This window comes from Methylobacterium sp. Gmos3 (genome assembly GCF_056430985.1).
In genome coordinates, this window is the sequence record NZ_JBWJYL010000005.1 from 335,383 (window position 1) to 351,591 (window position 16,209).

Below are 16,209 nucleotides of genomic sequence, written 5' to 3' on the forward strand. Positions count from 1 at the left end.
AAGCTCCCGCCCGAACGGGAATTTTTGGAGCCCGCCACGCCCCCTCGCCGGGGCGTGGCCGGATCGCGCAGGCGGAGCTCAGCCCTCCCGCAGGAAGATCACCGTCGCCAGCGGCGGGATCGTCAGGCTGAGCGAGTGCGCCTGGCCGTGGCTGGCCTGCGCCTCCGCCGTGCAGCCGCCGCCATTGCCCAGGTTCGCGCCGCCATATTGCGCGGCGTCCGAGTTGAACGCCTCGCGGTAATGGCCCCCCGCCGGCACGCCGATGCGGTAGCCCTCGCGCGGGACCGGCGTGAAGTTCGAGACCACGATGGCGATCTCGCCGCCCGCGCCCTTGCGCGCCCAGGCGATGACGCTGTTGTCCTGGTCGTCGGCGACGAGCCACTGGAAGCCGGCCTGCTCGGAATCGCGGCTGTGGAGGGCCGGCGACGCGAGGTAGAGGCGGTTGAGGTCGCGCACCACGTCCTTGACGCCCTTGTGCAGGGGGTCGTCGAGCAGGTGCCAGTCGAGGCTGGCATCGTGGTTCCACTCCCGCTCCTGGCCGAACTCGCCGCCCATGAAGAGCAGCTTCTTGCCGGGGTGCCCCCACATGAAGCCGAAATAGGCCCGCAGGTTGGCGAACTTCTGCCAGCGGTCGCCCGGCATCCGGGACAGGAGCGAGCCCTTCCCGTGCACCACCTCGTCGTGGGACAGGGGCAGGATGAAGTTCTCGGAGAAGGCGTAGAGCAGCCCGAAGGTCAGGTTGTGGTGGTGGTAACGGCGATGAATCGGGTCTTCCTGCATGTAGTGCAGGGTGTCGTGCATCCAGCCCATGTTCCACTTGAAGCCGAAGCCGAGGCCGCCCGTGTAGGTCGGGTGCGAGACGCCCGGCCAGGAGGTCGATTCCTCGGCCACCGTGATCGTGCCCGGGGCGTGGCTGTAGGTCGCCTCGTTGGTCTTGCGCAGGAAGTCGATGGCCTCGAGATTCTCGTTGCCGCCGTAGCGGTTCGGGATCCACTCGCCCTGGCGGCGCGAGTAGTCGAGGTAGAGCATCGAGGCGACGGCATCCACGCGCAGGCCGTCGAGGTGGTAATGCTCCAGCCAGAACCGCGCGTTGGCGGTGAGGAAGGTCGCGACCTCGGTCCGCCCGAAATTGTAGATGTAGGTGCCCCAATCCTGGTGGAAGCCCTGGCGTGGGTCGGCATGCTCGTAGAGATGCGTGCCGTCGAACTGGCCGAGCCCGTGAGCGTCCAGCGGGAAGTGGCCGGGCACCCAATCGAGCATCACGCCGATGCCGGCCTCGTGGGCGGCATCCACGAAGGCCGAGAACTCGTCCGGCGTGCCGAAGCGGCTGGTCGGTGCGAACAGCGACACCGGCTGGTAGCCCCAGGACCCGTCGAACGGGAACTCGGTGATCGGCAGCATCTCGATATGGGTGAAGCCCATCTCCTTGACGTAGGGGATGAGGCGCTCGCCCAGTTCCTTGTAGGTGAGGTAGCGGTTGCCCTCCTCCGGCACCCGCATCCACGAACCGAGATGGACCTCGTAGATCGAGATCGCGGCGTGGCGCGGGTCCTTGGCGCCGCGGCTGCCCATCCAGCCGTCGTCCCGCCAGTCGAAGGCCCCGAGGCCGTGCAGAATCGAGCCGGTGGCCGGCGGATGCTCGGCGGCGAAGGCGACCGGGTCGGCCTTGAGCGGCACCAGGGCACCGTCCGGCCCCCGGATCTCGAACTTGTAGCGCCCGCCGGGCTGGAGGCCGGGGACGAACAGCTCCCACACCCCGCCATCCTGCCAGAGGCGCATCGGGTGGCGGCGGCCGTCCCACTCGTTGAAGTCGCCGACGACGCTGACCTTCTTGGCGTTCGGCGCCCAGACGGCGAAGCGGAACCCGTCGATCCCGTCGAGGCGCCCGGCCTGGGCGCCGAGGATGCGGTAGACGAGGTTGGTGCCGACCTCCCGCAGGCCGGCGACGTCGTATTGCTCGATGGACGAGCCGAACCCGTAGGGGTCGAAGCGGCGGCTCGTCCGACCGTCCCAGGCCTCGATCTCGATCTCGTAGAGGGGCCGCCCCTCGCCCTCGACGCGGGCGACGAAGAAGCCGTCATTGTGGCGCTTCTCGAAGGGCACCGTGCGCTCGCCGAGGATCAGGCTCGCGGCGCGGGCCTCCGGCAGCACGGCGCGCACCTCCCAGTGGTTCGGACCGACCTTGTGCGGCCCGAGCACGGAGAAGGGATCGCCGTGGCTCGCGCCCATGATCGCGGCGATCGCGTCCGGGTGAACACTCGGGATCGTCTGCGACGCGGCGCGCTCGGAGCCTCCGCCGGAGCCGGAAACTCCCTCCCCGGCCCGCGGCGCGAAGGTCTCGTCGGTCACCGTCATTCGGAACGCTCTCCGTCCTCGTCCAGAATGGACAGAACCCCACGTGCGGGAATTTCGATCCAGTCCGGGCGGTTGTTGGCCTCGTAGTCGACCTCGTACAGCGCCTTCGTGAGGAGGCAGAGCCGCAGGAGGCGGTCACGGGTGGGCTCGTCGGTCACGGCGGCCCGGGTGCCGTCCACGGCGCCCTGGTAGCCCGCGAGGAACGCCGCATCGATCATGCCACGCCACGCCGTGGCCGCCGCGCGGGCGCGCTCCTGCGAATCCGCGAAGCGGCTCGCGATCTCGCGGATCACCGTCTCGGCGCCGTAGGCGAAGGAGCGCATCATCCCGGCGACGTCGCGCAGCGGCATCGACTTCGCCCGCCGCTCGTCCGCCGGCCGCGAGGGCTCGCCCTCGAAGTCGACGATGATGAGGTCGTTCTCGGCGACCAGCACCTGACCGAGATGATAGTCGCCGTGGATGCGGATCTTGTGCGCACCCCGCAGCGAGCCCTGGGTCAGGCGCTCGATCAGCGCCTCGACCTCGGCCCGTCGGCCGAGGAGGTCGGCGCAGGCGTCCTTGCCGGCATCGAGGCCGCGCTCCGCGAGGCCCTTCAGGCCCCGGAAAGCGCGCTCGGCCTGATGGCGGGCGTCCCTGGCGAGGATAGCGAGGTCGTCTTCCTCGAAGGCTTCCGCCGCGAAGGCCGGGTCGTCGGTCTCGATGGCGAAGGCGGCGTGCATCTGCGCCGTGCGCTGGCCGAGGAGATCGGCCCAGCGCATGTGGTCGCGGAACGCCTCCTCCGGGCTCAGGGCCTCGCTCTCGGGGGCGAGCACCACGGTCTCGAAGTCCCGGCGCAGGCCCTCCAGCATCAGGGTCCACGCGTCGCCCTGGTTGAGGACGAACTTCTGCAGCACGGCGAGCGCGGTGCGGGTGCCGTCCTCGGCGACGTGCTCCAGGGTGCCGAGCAGCGCCGGGGTGTGGGGGAAGCCCGCCACCTCGGTGAGGAAGCGCCCGACCTCGATCTCGGGATGGGTGCCCGGCTGGAGCCGGCGCAGGAGCTTGAGCATCAGCTTCGAGCCCACCGCGATCGAGGTGTTGCTCTGCTCGGCCTTGAGGCGGCGGATGTCGGCGACGTCCACGCTCACGCCCGGATCGAAGGCCGAAGTGGTGGCGAAGACGAGCTTGCCGCGCTCGGTCGGGATCTCCCGGTGCCGGCGCATGTCCTCGATGAGGCAAGCGGCGAAGTCGTTGGAGCCCGCAGCCCCGAAGAGCAGGCCGGTGCGCGGCCCGCGCCGTACCCGCGCCACGGCGAATTCCATCAGGTCCGCGTCCTCGCGGCCCTCATCGACGCCCACCGGCACGAAGTACTCGTGGGTCTCGCCGTTGGAGAGCGAGACGGCCAGGCGCGGCAGCAGGTAGCGCGGCTCGCCGCCCTCGCGGGGGCCGAAGGCCGCGCAATCGACCACCTTCACGCCCTTGATCCGCGAGCCCTTGGCCCCGAACCAGCGGCGGCTCATCAGGAAGGGCGGCACCACGGTGCGCTCGAAGGCGACGCGCTCGCGCCCCGCCATCAGGCTCTCGATGCCCCCGGTGAGGACCAGCGTGAACAGCTCCGGCGGCTCCTGCTGCGGGCCGACCACGCCCGATTGGGCCGCCGACAGGGAGAACCAGTAGAAGCCGTAGGCCGGCAGGGTGAGGAGGTAGGGCAGCTCGCCGATGGCCGGGAACTCGGTGCCGCCGGTCAGCTCGATCGGCACCGCCGTGCGGAACTCGGAGAGGTCGAGCTGCACCGCCTGCGGCGCCCGCGACAGGTTCGCCACGCACAGGATGCGCTCGCCCTCGTGCTCGCGGATCCAGGCGAGCACCTTGCGGTTCGAGGGGTAGAGGAACTGGATCGAGCCCCGCCCCAGGGCGACGCTGTTGTTGCGGATGGCGATCATCCGCCGCGTCCAGTTCAGGAGGCTGGTCTGCGCCTGGGTCTGCGCCTCGACGTTGATCGCGTCGAAGCCGTAGATCGGGTCCTGGATCGCGGGCAGGAACAGCCGCTGCGGGTTGGCGCGGGAGAAGCCGCCGTTGCGGTCGGGCGTCCACTGCATCGGCGTGCGCACGCCGTCTCGGTCGCCGAGATAGATGTTGTCGCCCATGCCTATCTCGTCGCCGTAGTAGAGCACCGGCGTGCCGGGCATCGACAGGACGAGGGACTTCATCAATTCGATCTTGCGCCGGTCGTTCTCGAGGAGCGGCGCGAGGCGGCGGCGGATGCCGAGGTTGATCCGGGCCCGGCGCTCGGCGGCGTAGAACGACCAGAGGTAGTCACGCTCCTCGGCGGTGACCATTTCCAAGGTCAGCTCGTCGTGATTCCGCAAAAAAATCGCCCATTGGCACCCTTCCGGGATCTCCGGGGTCTGGCGCATGATGTCGGTGATCGGGTGCCGGTCCTCGCGGGCGATCGCCATGTACATGCGCGGCATCAGCGGGAAGTGGAACGCCATGTGGCATTCGTCGCCGTCGCCGAAATACTGCGCGGTCTCCTCCGGCCACTGGTTGGCCTCGGCCAGCAGCATCCGGTCGGGATAGCTCTCGTCGAGGGCCGCGCGGATCTTCTTGATGACGTCGTGGGTCTCTTTCAGGTTCTCGCAGTTCGTGCCGTCGCGCTCGATCAGGTAGGGGATCGCGTCGAGCCGCAGGCCGTCGACGCCCATGTCGAGCCAGTAGCGCATCGTCGCGATGACCGCTTCGAGCACCTTCGGGTTGTCGAAGTTCAGGTCGGGCTGGTGGCTGTAGAAGCGGTGCCAGAAATACTGCTTGGCGACCGGATCCCAGGTCCAGTTCGAGGCCTCGGTGTCGAGGAAGATGATCCGCGTGTCCTTGTACGGCTCGTCGGTGTCCGACCAGACGTAGAAGTCCCGCTCCGGCGAACCGGCCGGCGCCTCGCGGGCGGCCTGAAACCAGGGATGCTGGTCCGAGGTGTGGTTGATGACCAATTCGGTGATCACGCGCAGGCCGCGCTCGTGGGCGGCCTCCACGAAGGCGCGGAACTGCTCCATCGTCCCGTAGGACGGGTTGATGCCCTCGTAATCGGCGATGTCGTAGCCGTCGTCGCGGAGCGGCGAGGGGTAGAACGGCATCAGCCAGATCGCCGTGACGCCGAGGTCGCGGACGTAGTCGAGGCGCTGGGTCAGCCCCTCGAAATCCCCGATCCCGTCATTGTTCGAGTCGAAGAACGACTTGACGTGGATCTGGTAGATGATGGCGTCCCGGTACCATTGCGGATCGCTGCGATCGATCATCGCGTCGCTGCCTCATCGATGAAGTCGAAGGAGCCGGCCAGGAGTCGGCCGGCGGCCGGGCGGCCTTCGTAGACCGCCGCAGGTGCCACGGGCGGCCTCAGCCTGCAACCCGGCGTGGTGGGGTGAGACGCCAGATCACGCAGGAGCGTTCCGCCGGATCGAGGGCGATCCGGTGGCCCTTGCCGCGGAGCGAGAACGTGTAGCCCTGCAGCAGGTCCTCGACCTCCACCGCCCCGTCGTCGGGCAGGCCGAAGAGCCAGAGGGGCACCTCGTAGGTGCATTCCTGGCGGTTCTTGGGATCGAGGTTGACCATCACGAACACGCAATTGTCGCCCTCCGGCGTCGTCTTGGCGTAGGCGATGATGTTGTCGTTCCAGGCCGGCGTGAAGGTGACGTTGCGGAAATCCCAGAGGGCCGGATTGTCGCGCCGGATCTGGTTGAGCTTGACGATGTGCTCCCGGATGTTGCCCGGCCGGTCGTAATCCCAGGCCTTCAGCTCGTACTTCTCCGAGTTCAGATACTCTTCCTTGCCGGGATAGGGCGCGGCCTCGCACAGTTCGAAGCCGTTGTAGATCCCGTAGACGGAGGAGAGCGTCGCGGCGAGCGTCGCCCGCACCACGAAGCCGGCCCGGCCGCTGGTTTGCAGGTAGTACGGATTGATATCGGGCGTATTCGCGAAGAAATTCGGGCGGTAGTACTCGCCCATCTCGCCGGCCAGTTCCGTGCTGTACTCGATCAGCTCGGCCTTGGTGTTGCGCCACGTGAAGTAGGTGTAGCTCTGCTGGTAGCCGGCCTTGGCGAGCTTCTTCATCATCTTCGGCCGGGTGAAGGCCTCCGCGAGGAAGATCGCGTCCGGGAAGGCACCGTTGACCTCGCCGATCACCCATTCCCAGAAGGGAATCGGCTTGGTGTGCGGGTTGTCTACGCGGAAGATCCGCACCCCGCGCTGGCACCAGCCGAGCAGGATGTCGCGCAGCTCGATCCAGAGGGAGGGCATGGCCCCGCCGTAGAAATGGACGTTCGAGATGTCCTCGTATTTCTTCGGCGGGTTCTCGGCGAATTTCAGCGTCCCGTCCGGGCGCCACTCGAACCATTCCGGGTGGTTCTTGATCCAGGGATGGTCGGGCGAGCACTGGATCGCGAAATCGAGGGCGATCTCCATGCCGTAGGCGTGGCTCGCCGCCACCAGCCGCTCGAAGTCTTCGAGGGTGCCGAGATCCGGGTGGACGGCTTCGTGGCCGCCCTCCTCCGCGCCCACCGCGTAGACCGAGCCGACATCGCCGGGCAGCGCCTTCAGGGTGTTGTTCTTGCCCTTGCGGTTGGTGCGCCCGACCGGGTGGATCGGCGTGAAATAGAGCACGTCGAAGCCGAGTTCGCGGATCTCCGGCAGCCGCGCGATCACGTCGTCGAACGTGCCGTGGCGGTTCACGTCCATGGATTGCGAGCGGGGGAAGATCTCGTACCAGGCCGAGAACCGGGCCGCGAGGCGGTCGGCGATCACCGGGATCGTCACCGGGTAGCGCGAGCGGTTCACCCGCTCGGCATGGGGCCGCACCAGGGCGACGGAATCCGGCTGGAGGATCTTTTCCAGTTGGGCGGCGGACCCGCTCGGCTCGGCGGCGAGCGCCGCGACCAGGGCCGCCAAACGGTCCTTGTCACGGCCGGTGGCGTGCGAGGCGGCGTTCTCCACCAGGGTCACGCCCTCGATGGTTTCGAGCCGCACGTCGACGCCCGCGTCGCGCTTCTTGATCGTGTCGCGCATCCACGAGGCGAAGGGGTCGCGCCACGCGTCGATGGTGAACTCGTAGCGGGCGTTGCGCTCCAGGGGGAAGCGGCCCGCCCAGCGGTCGTTGTCCACGAAGACCATCGGGTCCTCTCGCCATTCCGTCGTGCCGACGACCCGCGACAGGATCGCGGCGGCGATGATCTCGTGGCCGTCGGAGAAGATGTCGGCCTCGACGCGCAGGTCCTCGCCGACGATGCGCTTCACCGCCGAGCGGCCCCCGTCGAGTTCCGGCGTCACCGCCTCGATGACCACCCGGCCCTCGCCCTCGGGCTCGCCCCGCGAGGGCTGGCGGGCGACGCCGGCGCGGCTCGCGGCGAGGATGCGCAGTTCCCCCGGCGCGAGGTCGACATGGCTGCCGCCGTGGAAGGCGATGGGCTCGACGCCCGGCGTGCGGTCCACGAAGGGGCCGAGCATCCCGCCGGTGCGGGCGATGAGCGGCCCGGCCTCCACCGGCACCGGGGCCTCGGTCGGGTTGTAGAGCACCAGCACCGCGTGGCCCGCCGAGGCGTGGTGGCCGGTGTCGTAGCGGACGAGGGCGACGAAGCCCGCATCCGGCGCCGAGAGGCGCATCTGCGCGCCCTCGACATTGGCGGCGGGCAATTCGGCCTTGAGGGCGTTGATGGCGCGGATCGCGTCCGAGATGTCGATGCCGGTGTCGTGCTCCCGGTCGCCCGGGTGGCTGTCGACCACATGGAGCGACCGGCGGTAGCCCCATTCGTAGCCGATCGGCATCAGCACGCCGGCCGAGAAGAAGGCGGCGAGCGCGTAGCGGGTGCGCAACTGCGCGGCGACCGCCTCCTTGCCCCCGCCGATCCCGGCGGCGAGGCGGGGCATGTCGTGGTTCTCGGGGAAGGCGATGGAGGGGGCGAGCACCCGCAGGCGCTCGTATTGCTCCAGCGCCCAGGGCTTCTTGAGGTCCCACCACGCGAAGGAGTTGAACAGGTAGTCGAAGCCGGCGCCCGCCGTGGCCCGCGCCTCCTCGAAGGTGCAGCCCAGGGTCTCGGCAGCGAAGAGGCAGGCGGGGTCCTTCTCCTTGGCGGCGGCGATCAGCACGCGCCACACCTCCGGCGGGACCTTGTAGGCGGCATCGCAGCGGAAGCCGCCGACGCCGAGATCCTGCATCCGCGCGACGTAGCCGGCGAAGATCTCCGTCAGCGCCTGCCGGGCAGCCGGGCTGTGGTAGTCGAGTTCGGCGAGGTCGCCCCAGACGGTGCGGATCGACGGGTCGTCGGGATCGACGGCGGCCGGGTGCATGATCGACCCGTCGGGCTCGCGCATGAACAGGTCGGGCCGCTCGTGGACGAGGCGGGCGTTGTCGGCGGTGTGGTTGATGACGAGGTCGGTCATCACCGAGATGCCGGCCGCGCGGGCGGCGGCGCAGAACCGGCGGATCTGCTCGTCGTCGGGGGTCCCGTCCTGATCGCGCAGGCGGTCGTCGAGGCTGTCCGTGTCGGCCACCGCGTAGAGGCTCTTCGAGCCGCCGGTCTGGTGGAACGGGTTCAGGTAGATCCAGTCGAAGCCGAGATCGGCGATGCGCGGCAGCTCGGCGGTCCAGGCCGAAACGCGCCCCACGAGCAGCGGGAACAGGTTGTAGATCCGCGGCCCCTCGGCCCGGGGCGCCAGGGAGGCCGGCAGCGTGCCGGGGGTTCCCGTCGCCTGTGCGGGCGCGGCGGCCTTGGTCGGTGCGTTCATGCGGATCGTCTCTCCTGCTTGCTCGCTAACGCGTGAGGCGGCCTGCCGTGCCGCCATTCCCGCGTGCCCTGCCCTAGCCCGAGACCTGTGACGGTCTCGGGTCATTCAGCACCCCCCTCTCCCCGCTGGCGGGGAGAGAGCCGAGCCCCCCTCGCAGGGGGCGAGGCGAGCCCAAAGGGCGATGGTGAGGGGGCTCGCCGATCGAAACGCTGCGGGCAGCCCCCTCACCCCCGGCTGCCGCCTCGTTTTGCCGACGACGAGGTCGGCAAAACCCTCTCCCCGCAAGCGGGGCGAGGGGGTGCTCACCCCACCCGCCGCAGCACCGCGTAAGGCAGGTCGCGGAAGAGGGTGCCGGCGTCGGCCCCCTCCCCGTCGATCGCCCGCCCGGTGACGACGTCCCGCCAGCGCGTCCCCGCCCCGAGGGCGAGCCTCGTGCCGGCGAAGGCCTCGCCCGACCACACGGACTCCCCGATCAGCCCGGAGAACAGGCGCGGCACGGCGACGATCAAGTCGCCCTCCCCGGCCGCGTCGAGATCGGTGCGGCGGAAGGCCAGGACGTGCTCCGCCCGCTCGCCCGAGGCCGCCACCGGCTCGTAGCCGGCGCGGGCGAAAAAGTCCGGCCGGGCGGCCCGCTCGGCCAGCATCCGGTGGAGCGTCGCCTGCTTCACCCGGCCGTCCGGCCAGTGCGACAGGAGCGGCGCCACCTCGCCCTCCCCGTCGATCATCCGCGTCAGGTCGGCGTAATCGACCGGGCGGCGGTTGTCGGGATCGACGAAGGAGAAGTCCCAGATTTCCGTGCCCTGGTAGGTGTCGGGCAGGCCCGGCAGGGTCGTCTTCAGCACGGTGCGGCCGAGGCCGGCGAGCATCCCGAGATGGGCGAGGCGCTGCGCGAAGGGGCGCATGTCCCGCAGGAAGTCCGAGCCCGGCGCGATGATCGCCTCGAACAGCTTGCGGACGGTGCCCTCGTAGGTCTCGTCCACGTTGACCCAGCTCGACCGGCGCTTGCCCTCGCGCATCGCCTTCTCGGCATAGGCGCTAAGGCGCTCGCGGAACGACTCGACCGCCGGCCGGTCCTCGCCCTCCAGCAATTCGAGGGGCCACGCCCCGAGAATGGCCTGGAAGAACATCCACTGGTCGTTGGCGTCGGGCGCCGCCTCGCCGTCGATCCGCGAGAGATGCGGGCTGGTGGTCTTCTGCCAGATGTCCCAGGCGCGGGCCCAGCCCTCCGGCATCTCGGAGAGGGCGAGGAGGCGCGAGCGGGCATCCTCGCCGCGCTTGGTGTCGTGGGTCGCGGTGGCGATCATGGCGTTCGGCCAGTCGCGGGCGCGGGCGGCCTGGAGATCGTGGAAATGCTCCACGTCGATGCCGTACTCGCCCGGATCGCCGCCGACCTCGTTGAGGCCGAGCAGCGCCGCGTAGCGGTAGAACAGCGTGTCCTCCAGGCTCTTGGCCATGACCGGGCCGGTCAATTGCTGGAACCGGCGGCGGAAGCGCAGCACCACGTGCGGGTCGGGCCGTCCGGGGCCGGAGGTCTCGATCCGGCCGAGGAGCACGTCCCGGGCGAAGTCGTGGACCGAGCGGTCGGGCAGGCTCGACCAGCGCTTGGCCTTGGCCACCGCGCCCTCGATGAGCCGCACATCCTCCGGCTCCACCTCGCCCTCCTCCAGATCGGCGGGGAGGTAGCTGCGGTAGGTCGGGAAGCGCGCGATGATCTCGATCAGCGCCCGGCGCAGCGCGTTGACGGTGAAGTCGCGGGTGCGCCGGTCGCCGTCGGCCACCTCCTTGAGGTCGCTCGTCAGCACCTCGAGCTCGCTGGCGAAGCTGATCTCGAGGATCTCGGCCTTGGCGGCGCGCAGTTGCACGCCGTAGGGCTCGTCCATGCCGGTCGCCCACTCGTAGAGGCGGCGGACCTTGGACTGCTTGCTCTTGTCGACCAGCACGCCGTCGAGCTGGTTCAGCACGTCGTAGCCGGTGGTGCCGGCGACTGGCCAGGGCCGCAGGCGCTCGCCGGGTTCGAGGATCTTCTCCACCACCACATAGAAGCCGGGGCCGACCGCCGCCTGGAGCGCGCGGGCATAGCCCGCCGGGTCGGCGAGACCGTCGATGTGGTCGATGCGCAAGCCATCGATCCGCCCCTCGCGGATGTGGCGGAAGACCACCTCGTGCGAGCGGTGGAAGATGTCGGACTTCTCCACCCTGAGGCCGGCGAGGGAGTTCACGTCGAAGAAGCGGCGGTAGTTGATGTCGCTCGACGCCACCCGCCAATGGGCGAGGCGATACGCCTGGGCTTCGAGCAGCCGGTGCAGGGTGCCGAAGCTGTCGGGCCGGCCCTTGAAGCCGTTGAGGAGCGCCAGCGTCCGCTCCGTCGCCTGCTGGATCGAGGGCGACGTGGCGTAGACGGCGGCGAGCCGCCGCTTCAGGTCCTCGGCCTCCTCCGGGAAGCCCCGGCGGCGGGTCTCGTCGGTGTCGAGCGACATGGCCCGCAGGCGCTCGGAGATGGCGAGCAGTTCCGCCGTCGTGTCGTCATCGACCGCGCCGATGGCGGCGAGCACCCGGCTGAGGATCGTCGGGTAGCTGAAGGGCCGGATCGGAAGCTGGTGCTCGAAGTGCCAGACGCTGAAGGCGCCCTTCTCGGGATCGAACTTCAGTTCGAGGAGGCCGTTCTCCAGCGCCTCGCCGTAGCGCTCGCCGAGGAACGGGATCACGAGGTTGCGGCCGGCGCCGAGGCGCTGCCAATCGATGTCGAAGGCGTGCGCGAAGGGGGACAGGGCGCCCCATTCCAGCACCGAGAGCCACCACGGGTTGTCGGACCCGCCGACGCCCATGTGGTTGGGCACGATGTCGAGGAGGAGCTTCAGCCCATGGGCGTGGAGGGCGTCGGCGAGGCGGGCGAAATCCTCCTCGCCGCCGAGTTCCGGGTTGATCCGGCCATGATCGACGATGTCGTAGCCGTGGGTCGAGCCGGGCCGCGCCTTCTGAAGCGGCGACGCGTAGACGTGGCTGATCCCGAGCTTGGCGAGATAGGGGACGATCCTTTCGGCATCCGCGAAGGTGAAGTCCTTGTGGAATTGCAGGCGGTAGGTCGCCCGCGGCGGGGCGTCGGCCAGCCGCGAGGCGCTGCGCGCGCCGCGATCCTCCGCCGAGAGGGCGGCGGCGAGCTTGGCCAGCGGCCCGCCCGGCGCGGCGATCTCGGACAGGTCGCGGTCGAGCTTGCGCCGCCAGTTCGGATAGCCCTCCGTCGAGCCCGGCACGTTGGCCTGGGCCAGTTCGGAGACCACGTCCTCGTATTGCACGGCCGTCAGCACCGAGGGGGCGCGGGCGAGGTAGCGGGCGGCGCCCTCGAAGGGCGCGGCCTCCGGCGGCTCGGACTCAGGGAGCAATTGCTCCCCGGCCAGGGCCTCGGCGAGGCGGCGGCGCTCCACGACGCGCTCGCCGCGCTCGGCCTCGGCCCGGTCCTGGTCGTAGAGGCCCAACGACTGGCGGGTGTCGGTGTCGACGCCGCGCCACCAGCCGACGAAGGTCGGCAGGTCGTGGGTGGTGATGGCGGTGAGCGCGTCGCGCGGGTAGGCGCCGGGCGCCTTGAACCGGCCGTCGCCCTCGCGCTCGAAGGCGAGGATGCGGTAGCTGAGGACACCGGCCTTCATCAGCGCGTCGGAAAAACCCTCCGGCGCGGTGCCGAGGTCTTCGGCGATGACGAGGCACTTGTTGCGGTGGCTTTCCAGCCGCAGCACCGCGAGCATCGGCTCGAAGGGCATGGCGACGTAGGCGCCGGCATGCGCCCCCTCCCCCAGCGGGATCAGGAACAGCCGGGCGAGCTGGAAGGCGTGGTCGATGCGGATCGCGCCGGCATGGCGCATGTTCGCTTGGACCAGGGCGCGGAAGGCCGCGAGCCCGTCGCGCTCCATCTCCAGCGGGTCGAAGGCCGGCAGGCCCCAGTTCTGGCCCTTGGGCGCCAGCAGGTCCGGCGGCGCGCCGATGGAGACTTTGTCGGCGAAGCGCTCGGGATGGGACCAGATCTCCGATCCGCCCCGGTCGGCGCCGACCGCGAGGTCGCGGTAGAGGCCGAGCCGCATCCCGGCATCCTGCGCCGATTGCGAGGCGGCGGCGAGCTGGGTGTCGGCGAGGTATTGCAGCCACGCGAAGTAGCTGACCTCCTCCGCGTGCTCGGCGGCGAAGGCGCGCACGGATTCGGTGCCGGCGCGGCGGAAATCCTCCGGCCAGTCGCCGAGCCAATGGGCGCCGCGCCCCTTGAAGTGGGCGGACAGGGCCTCGAACAGCGCGTGGGAAACGAGGTCTTCCCCGCCCTCCCGCCGGAAGCGGTCGAAGGCCTCGTCGGTGCCGGCCCTGGCCGGGGAGTCCGCCCAGAGCGCCCGGAGCACCGGATCGAGCACGGCGGCGACGCCGGCATGGTCCACCAGCGCGGCCTCGCGCAACGCCGCCACGGCAGGGGCGGACTCGGCCAGGATCTGCTCCGCCCGCGAGCCCTGGAGCCCCGGCAGGGCGCGGGGCGCGATGAACAGGGTTTCGAGGAACAGCCGTGAGGAGGGCGAGTAGGGCGAGATCTTGGTGCGGTCGGAGCCGAACAGGGCGTGCACGGGGCTGAGCCCCAGGAACGCCGCGCCGCGGAGCGCCGCCTCGCGGGCCGCCTCGCCCGCGTCGGCATAGGTGCCGATGCCGATATTGCCGGGGGAGCGGAGCCCGTAGAGCTGCGCCGCGAGGCCCCAATCGGAGGCCCCCTCCTCCGCATAGGCGCGGGGCCGCCAGCAGCGCTGCGGTGCCGAGATGACGAAGGACTCCGCGCGGGCCTCGCCCACGGCCACGGTCAGGCGGTGATAGCCGGGGGTCAGCGGCGGCAGGTCGAAGGCCGGGTCCGACGGCGTGATGGCGGCGCGGCCCTCGCGGGCGGCCCCGCGCTCGTCCACGAGGCGCCAGACCAGGGTGCTCCCGCCGCCGGGCAGGCGGAGCGGGATGCGCGTGGCGCGGCGCGCCTCCACCGGCAGGAGCGGCGGCACGAGGTTCTGGCGCAGGCTCTGGACGGCGTCCAAAGCCTCCCGCAATTCGGCCTCGTCTGCGACGGGGAAGCCCAGGGCGGCGAGCAGGCCGACGCGGACGTCGAGAGAGGTCTCGACGGGCTTGCCGAACGCATCCGTGTAGCCGGCTGCGACGCCGACGAGATCGGCGAGGTCTTGCCTGAGGCGGCTCACGAGCGGGACTCCGTCAGGACAACGCCGGTCCAGGGGGGCAGGGATGCGCCGCGCCCGTCGGGCGCGTTCGTCCAGACGGCGCGCGCCCCGCCCGGTTCGACCGTGAAGGGCTCATCGCCGAAATTCGCCACGAAGCGGAGGGTGCCCGCCGCGAAGGTCCAGGTGCAATCGACCACGTCCGGCCGGGGCAGGTGCGCCCGCGCGGTCACGATGCCGGATTTCGCCAGCGGCACCACCACGTCGCGGCGTAAGGAGAGCAGGTGCGTCGTGTCGGCGAGCACCTCCCGGTGGGGCGAGCGCTCCCGCTCCGACCAATCGAGCTTCGAGGCCAGGAAGGTCTCCTCCTCGGTCGGGTCGGGGATCTTGGACGTGTCGTCCGCGAAGGCCGCGAAGCTCTTGAACTCCTTGCGGCGCCCTTCGCGCACCGCCTTGTTCAGGTCCTCGTCCGGTGCGAAGTCGACGAAGAACAGGAACGGCGTCGAGGCCGACCATTCCTCGCCCATCCACAGCATCGGGATCTGCGGCGCCAGCAGGAAGCCGGCCCGGGCCAGCGCCAGCTTCTCCGGGTCGGCAAGATGGTTCAGGCGTTCGCCGAGCGCCCGGTTGCCGACCTGATCGTGGTTCTGCAGGAACGTGACGAAGGCGGACGGCGGCAGGTGCCCGGACGGCTCGCCGCGGGGATGGTTGTCGAGCGTCTTGAACGGCTCGCCCTGGTAGGCAAAGCCCTCGGACAGGCAGCGGGCCAGGCGCTCGACAGGTTTGTCGGCAAAGCTTTCATAATAGCCGGCATCTTCGCCCGTCAGCAGGGTGTGCCAGCAATGGTGCAGGTCGTCGGCCCATTGAGCGTCGTGCATCCGGGGGCGCCCGCCCGCGTCGCGTTCGAGCCAGCGCGCCTCGTTCTTCTCGTTCTCCAGCATCAGGTGGATCTGGCGCTGGGGGAAGGTCCGGCGGACGGTCTCGCCGAGTTCGGCCAGGAAGTGCTTGGCGGAATCGTCGAGGATGGCGTGAACGGCGTCGAAGCGCAGGCCGTCGAAGCGGTATTCCTCCAGCCAGTACAGGGTGTTCTGGATGAAGAACTGGCGCACGGTGGCGCCGCTGTCCTTGCCGTCGAAATTGATGCCGGCGCCCCAGGGGGTCTGGTGGCGCTCGGTGAAGAAGGTCTTGGCGTAGGCGTGGAGATAATTCCCGGCAGGGCCGAAATGGTTATAGACCGCGTCGAGATAGACCATCAGCCCGAGGCCGTGGGCCGTGTCGATCAGGCGCTTGAGGTCGTCGGGGCGCCCGTAGGCGCCGTCCGGCGCGTAGGGCAGCACCCCGTCGTAGCCCCAGTTCCGGCTTCCCTTGAAGTCGGCGAGCGGCAGCAGCTCGATGGCGGTGACGCCGAGCGCCTTCAGGTCGGGCAGACGCTTCTCGAGGCCGGCATAGGTGCCCTCCGGCGTCGCCGCGCCGACATGGCACTCGTAGATCACCGCCTCCTCGAAGGGGCGGCCCTGCCAGCCGTCGTCGGTCCATTCGAAGGCCCTGGCGTCGATCACCTGGGACAGGCCGGACACGTCCTCCGGCTGGAAGCGCGAGGCGGGATCGGGCGCGACGAGGTCGTCGTCGATGCGGAAGCCGTAGCGGGCGCCGGCCTTGATGCCGGGGAGCGCGGTGCGCCGCCAGCCGCCGCCGGATTCCGGCAACGGGTGCTCGGTGCCATCCACCACGACGGTAACGCTCCGGGCGGTGGGCGCCCAGAGGGCGAAGCGCACGCCGCCCTCGACGATCTCGGCCCCGAAATCCATGCTGTGGGCATGCCGCATATCAGGCCGCCATCCTTTTTCGCTCGCGCCGGATCCGCCGCGAAGCGGGGCCGCACCCTGGTGATGGGAGAAGGCCCCGGCTCCGATCCGGTTCCCATGCA

5 protein-coding genes are annotated in these 16,209 nt (G+C 70.1%); all 5 read right to left on the minus strand.

The genetic code is table 11. From position 1 onward, the window contains the following. Positions 1 to 78: 78 nt before the first annotated feature. The 5 genes from glgB to treZ all read right to left on the minus strand — a co-directional run bounded on the left by glgB (position 79) and on the right by treZ (position 16,108). Entirely contained in the window at positions 79 to 2,355 is a 2,277-nt protein-coding gene (gene glgB / locus ACS5Q7_RS12705; protein ID WP_478339669.1) for a 1,4-alpha-glucan branching protein GlgB, read from the minus strand. Further along, the gene (gene treS / locus ACS5Q7_RS12710; RefSeq protein WP_478339670.1) at positions 2,352 to 5,624 is read right to left on the minus strand and encodes a maltose alpha-D-glucosyltransferase; all 3,273 of its coding nucleotides are present in this window, start codon (positions 5,622 to 5,624) and stop codon (positions 2,352 to 2,354) included. Before treS ends, glgB begins: the two co-directional genes overlap by 4 nt. A 97-nt stretch (positions 5,625 to 5,721) precedes the next feature. Beyond that, positions 5,722 to 9,102, minus strand: coding sequence for a maltotransferase domain-containing protein (locus tag ACS5Q7_RS12715; RefSeq protein WP_478339671.1), 3,381 nt, complete (start codon positions 9,100 to 9,102; stop codon positions 5,722 to 5,724). 302 nt (positions 9,103 to 9,404) lie between these two features. After that, positions 9,405 to 14,306 carry a malto-oligosyltrehalose synthase gene (locus ACS5Q7_RS12720; protein WP_478339672.1) on the minus strand — a complete coding sequence of 1,634 codons (4,902 nt, stop codon included), beginning with the start codon at positions 14,304 to 14,306 and terminating at the stop codon, positions 9,405 to 9,407. After that, on the minus strand, positions 14,303 to 16,108 hold the full coding sequence (gene treZ / locus ACS5Q7_RS12725; protein ID WP_478339673.1) for a malto-oligosyltrehalose trehalohydrolase: 1,806 nt from the start codon (positions 16,106 to 16,108) through the stop codon (positions 14,303 to 14,305). Before treZ ends, ACS5Q7_RS12720 begins: the two co-directional genes overlap by 4 nt. Between the last annotated feature and the right edge of the window lie 101 nt (positions 16,109 to 16,209).

Coding starts and splice junctions, on each gene's coding strand:
- glgB (WP_478339669.1), bottom strand. CDS start 2,355: ATGACGGTGACCGACGAGACCTTCGCGCCGCGGGCCGGGGAGGGAGTT.
- treS (WP_478339670.1), bottom strand. CDS start 5,624: ATGATCGATCGCAGCGATCCGCAATGGTACCGGGACGCCATCATCTAC.
- ACS5Q7_RS12715 (WP_478339671.1), bottom strand. CDS start 9,102: ATGAACGCACCGACCAAGGCCGCCGCGCCCGCACAGGCGACGGGAACC.
- treZ (WP_478339673.1), bottom strand. CDS start 16,108: ATGCGGCATGCCCACAGCATGGATTTCGGGGCCGAGATCGTCGAGGGC.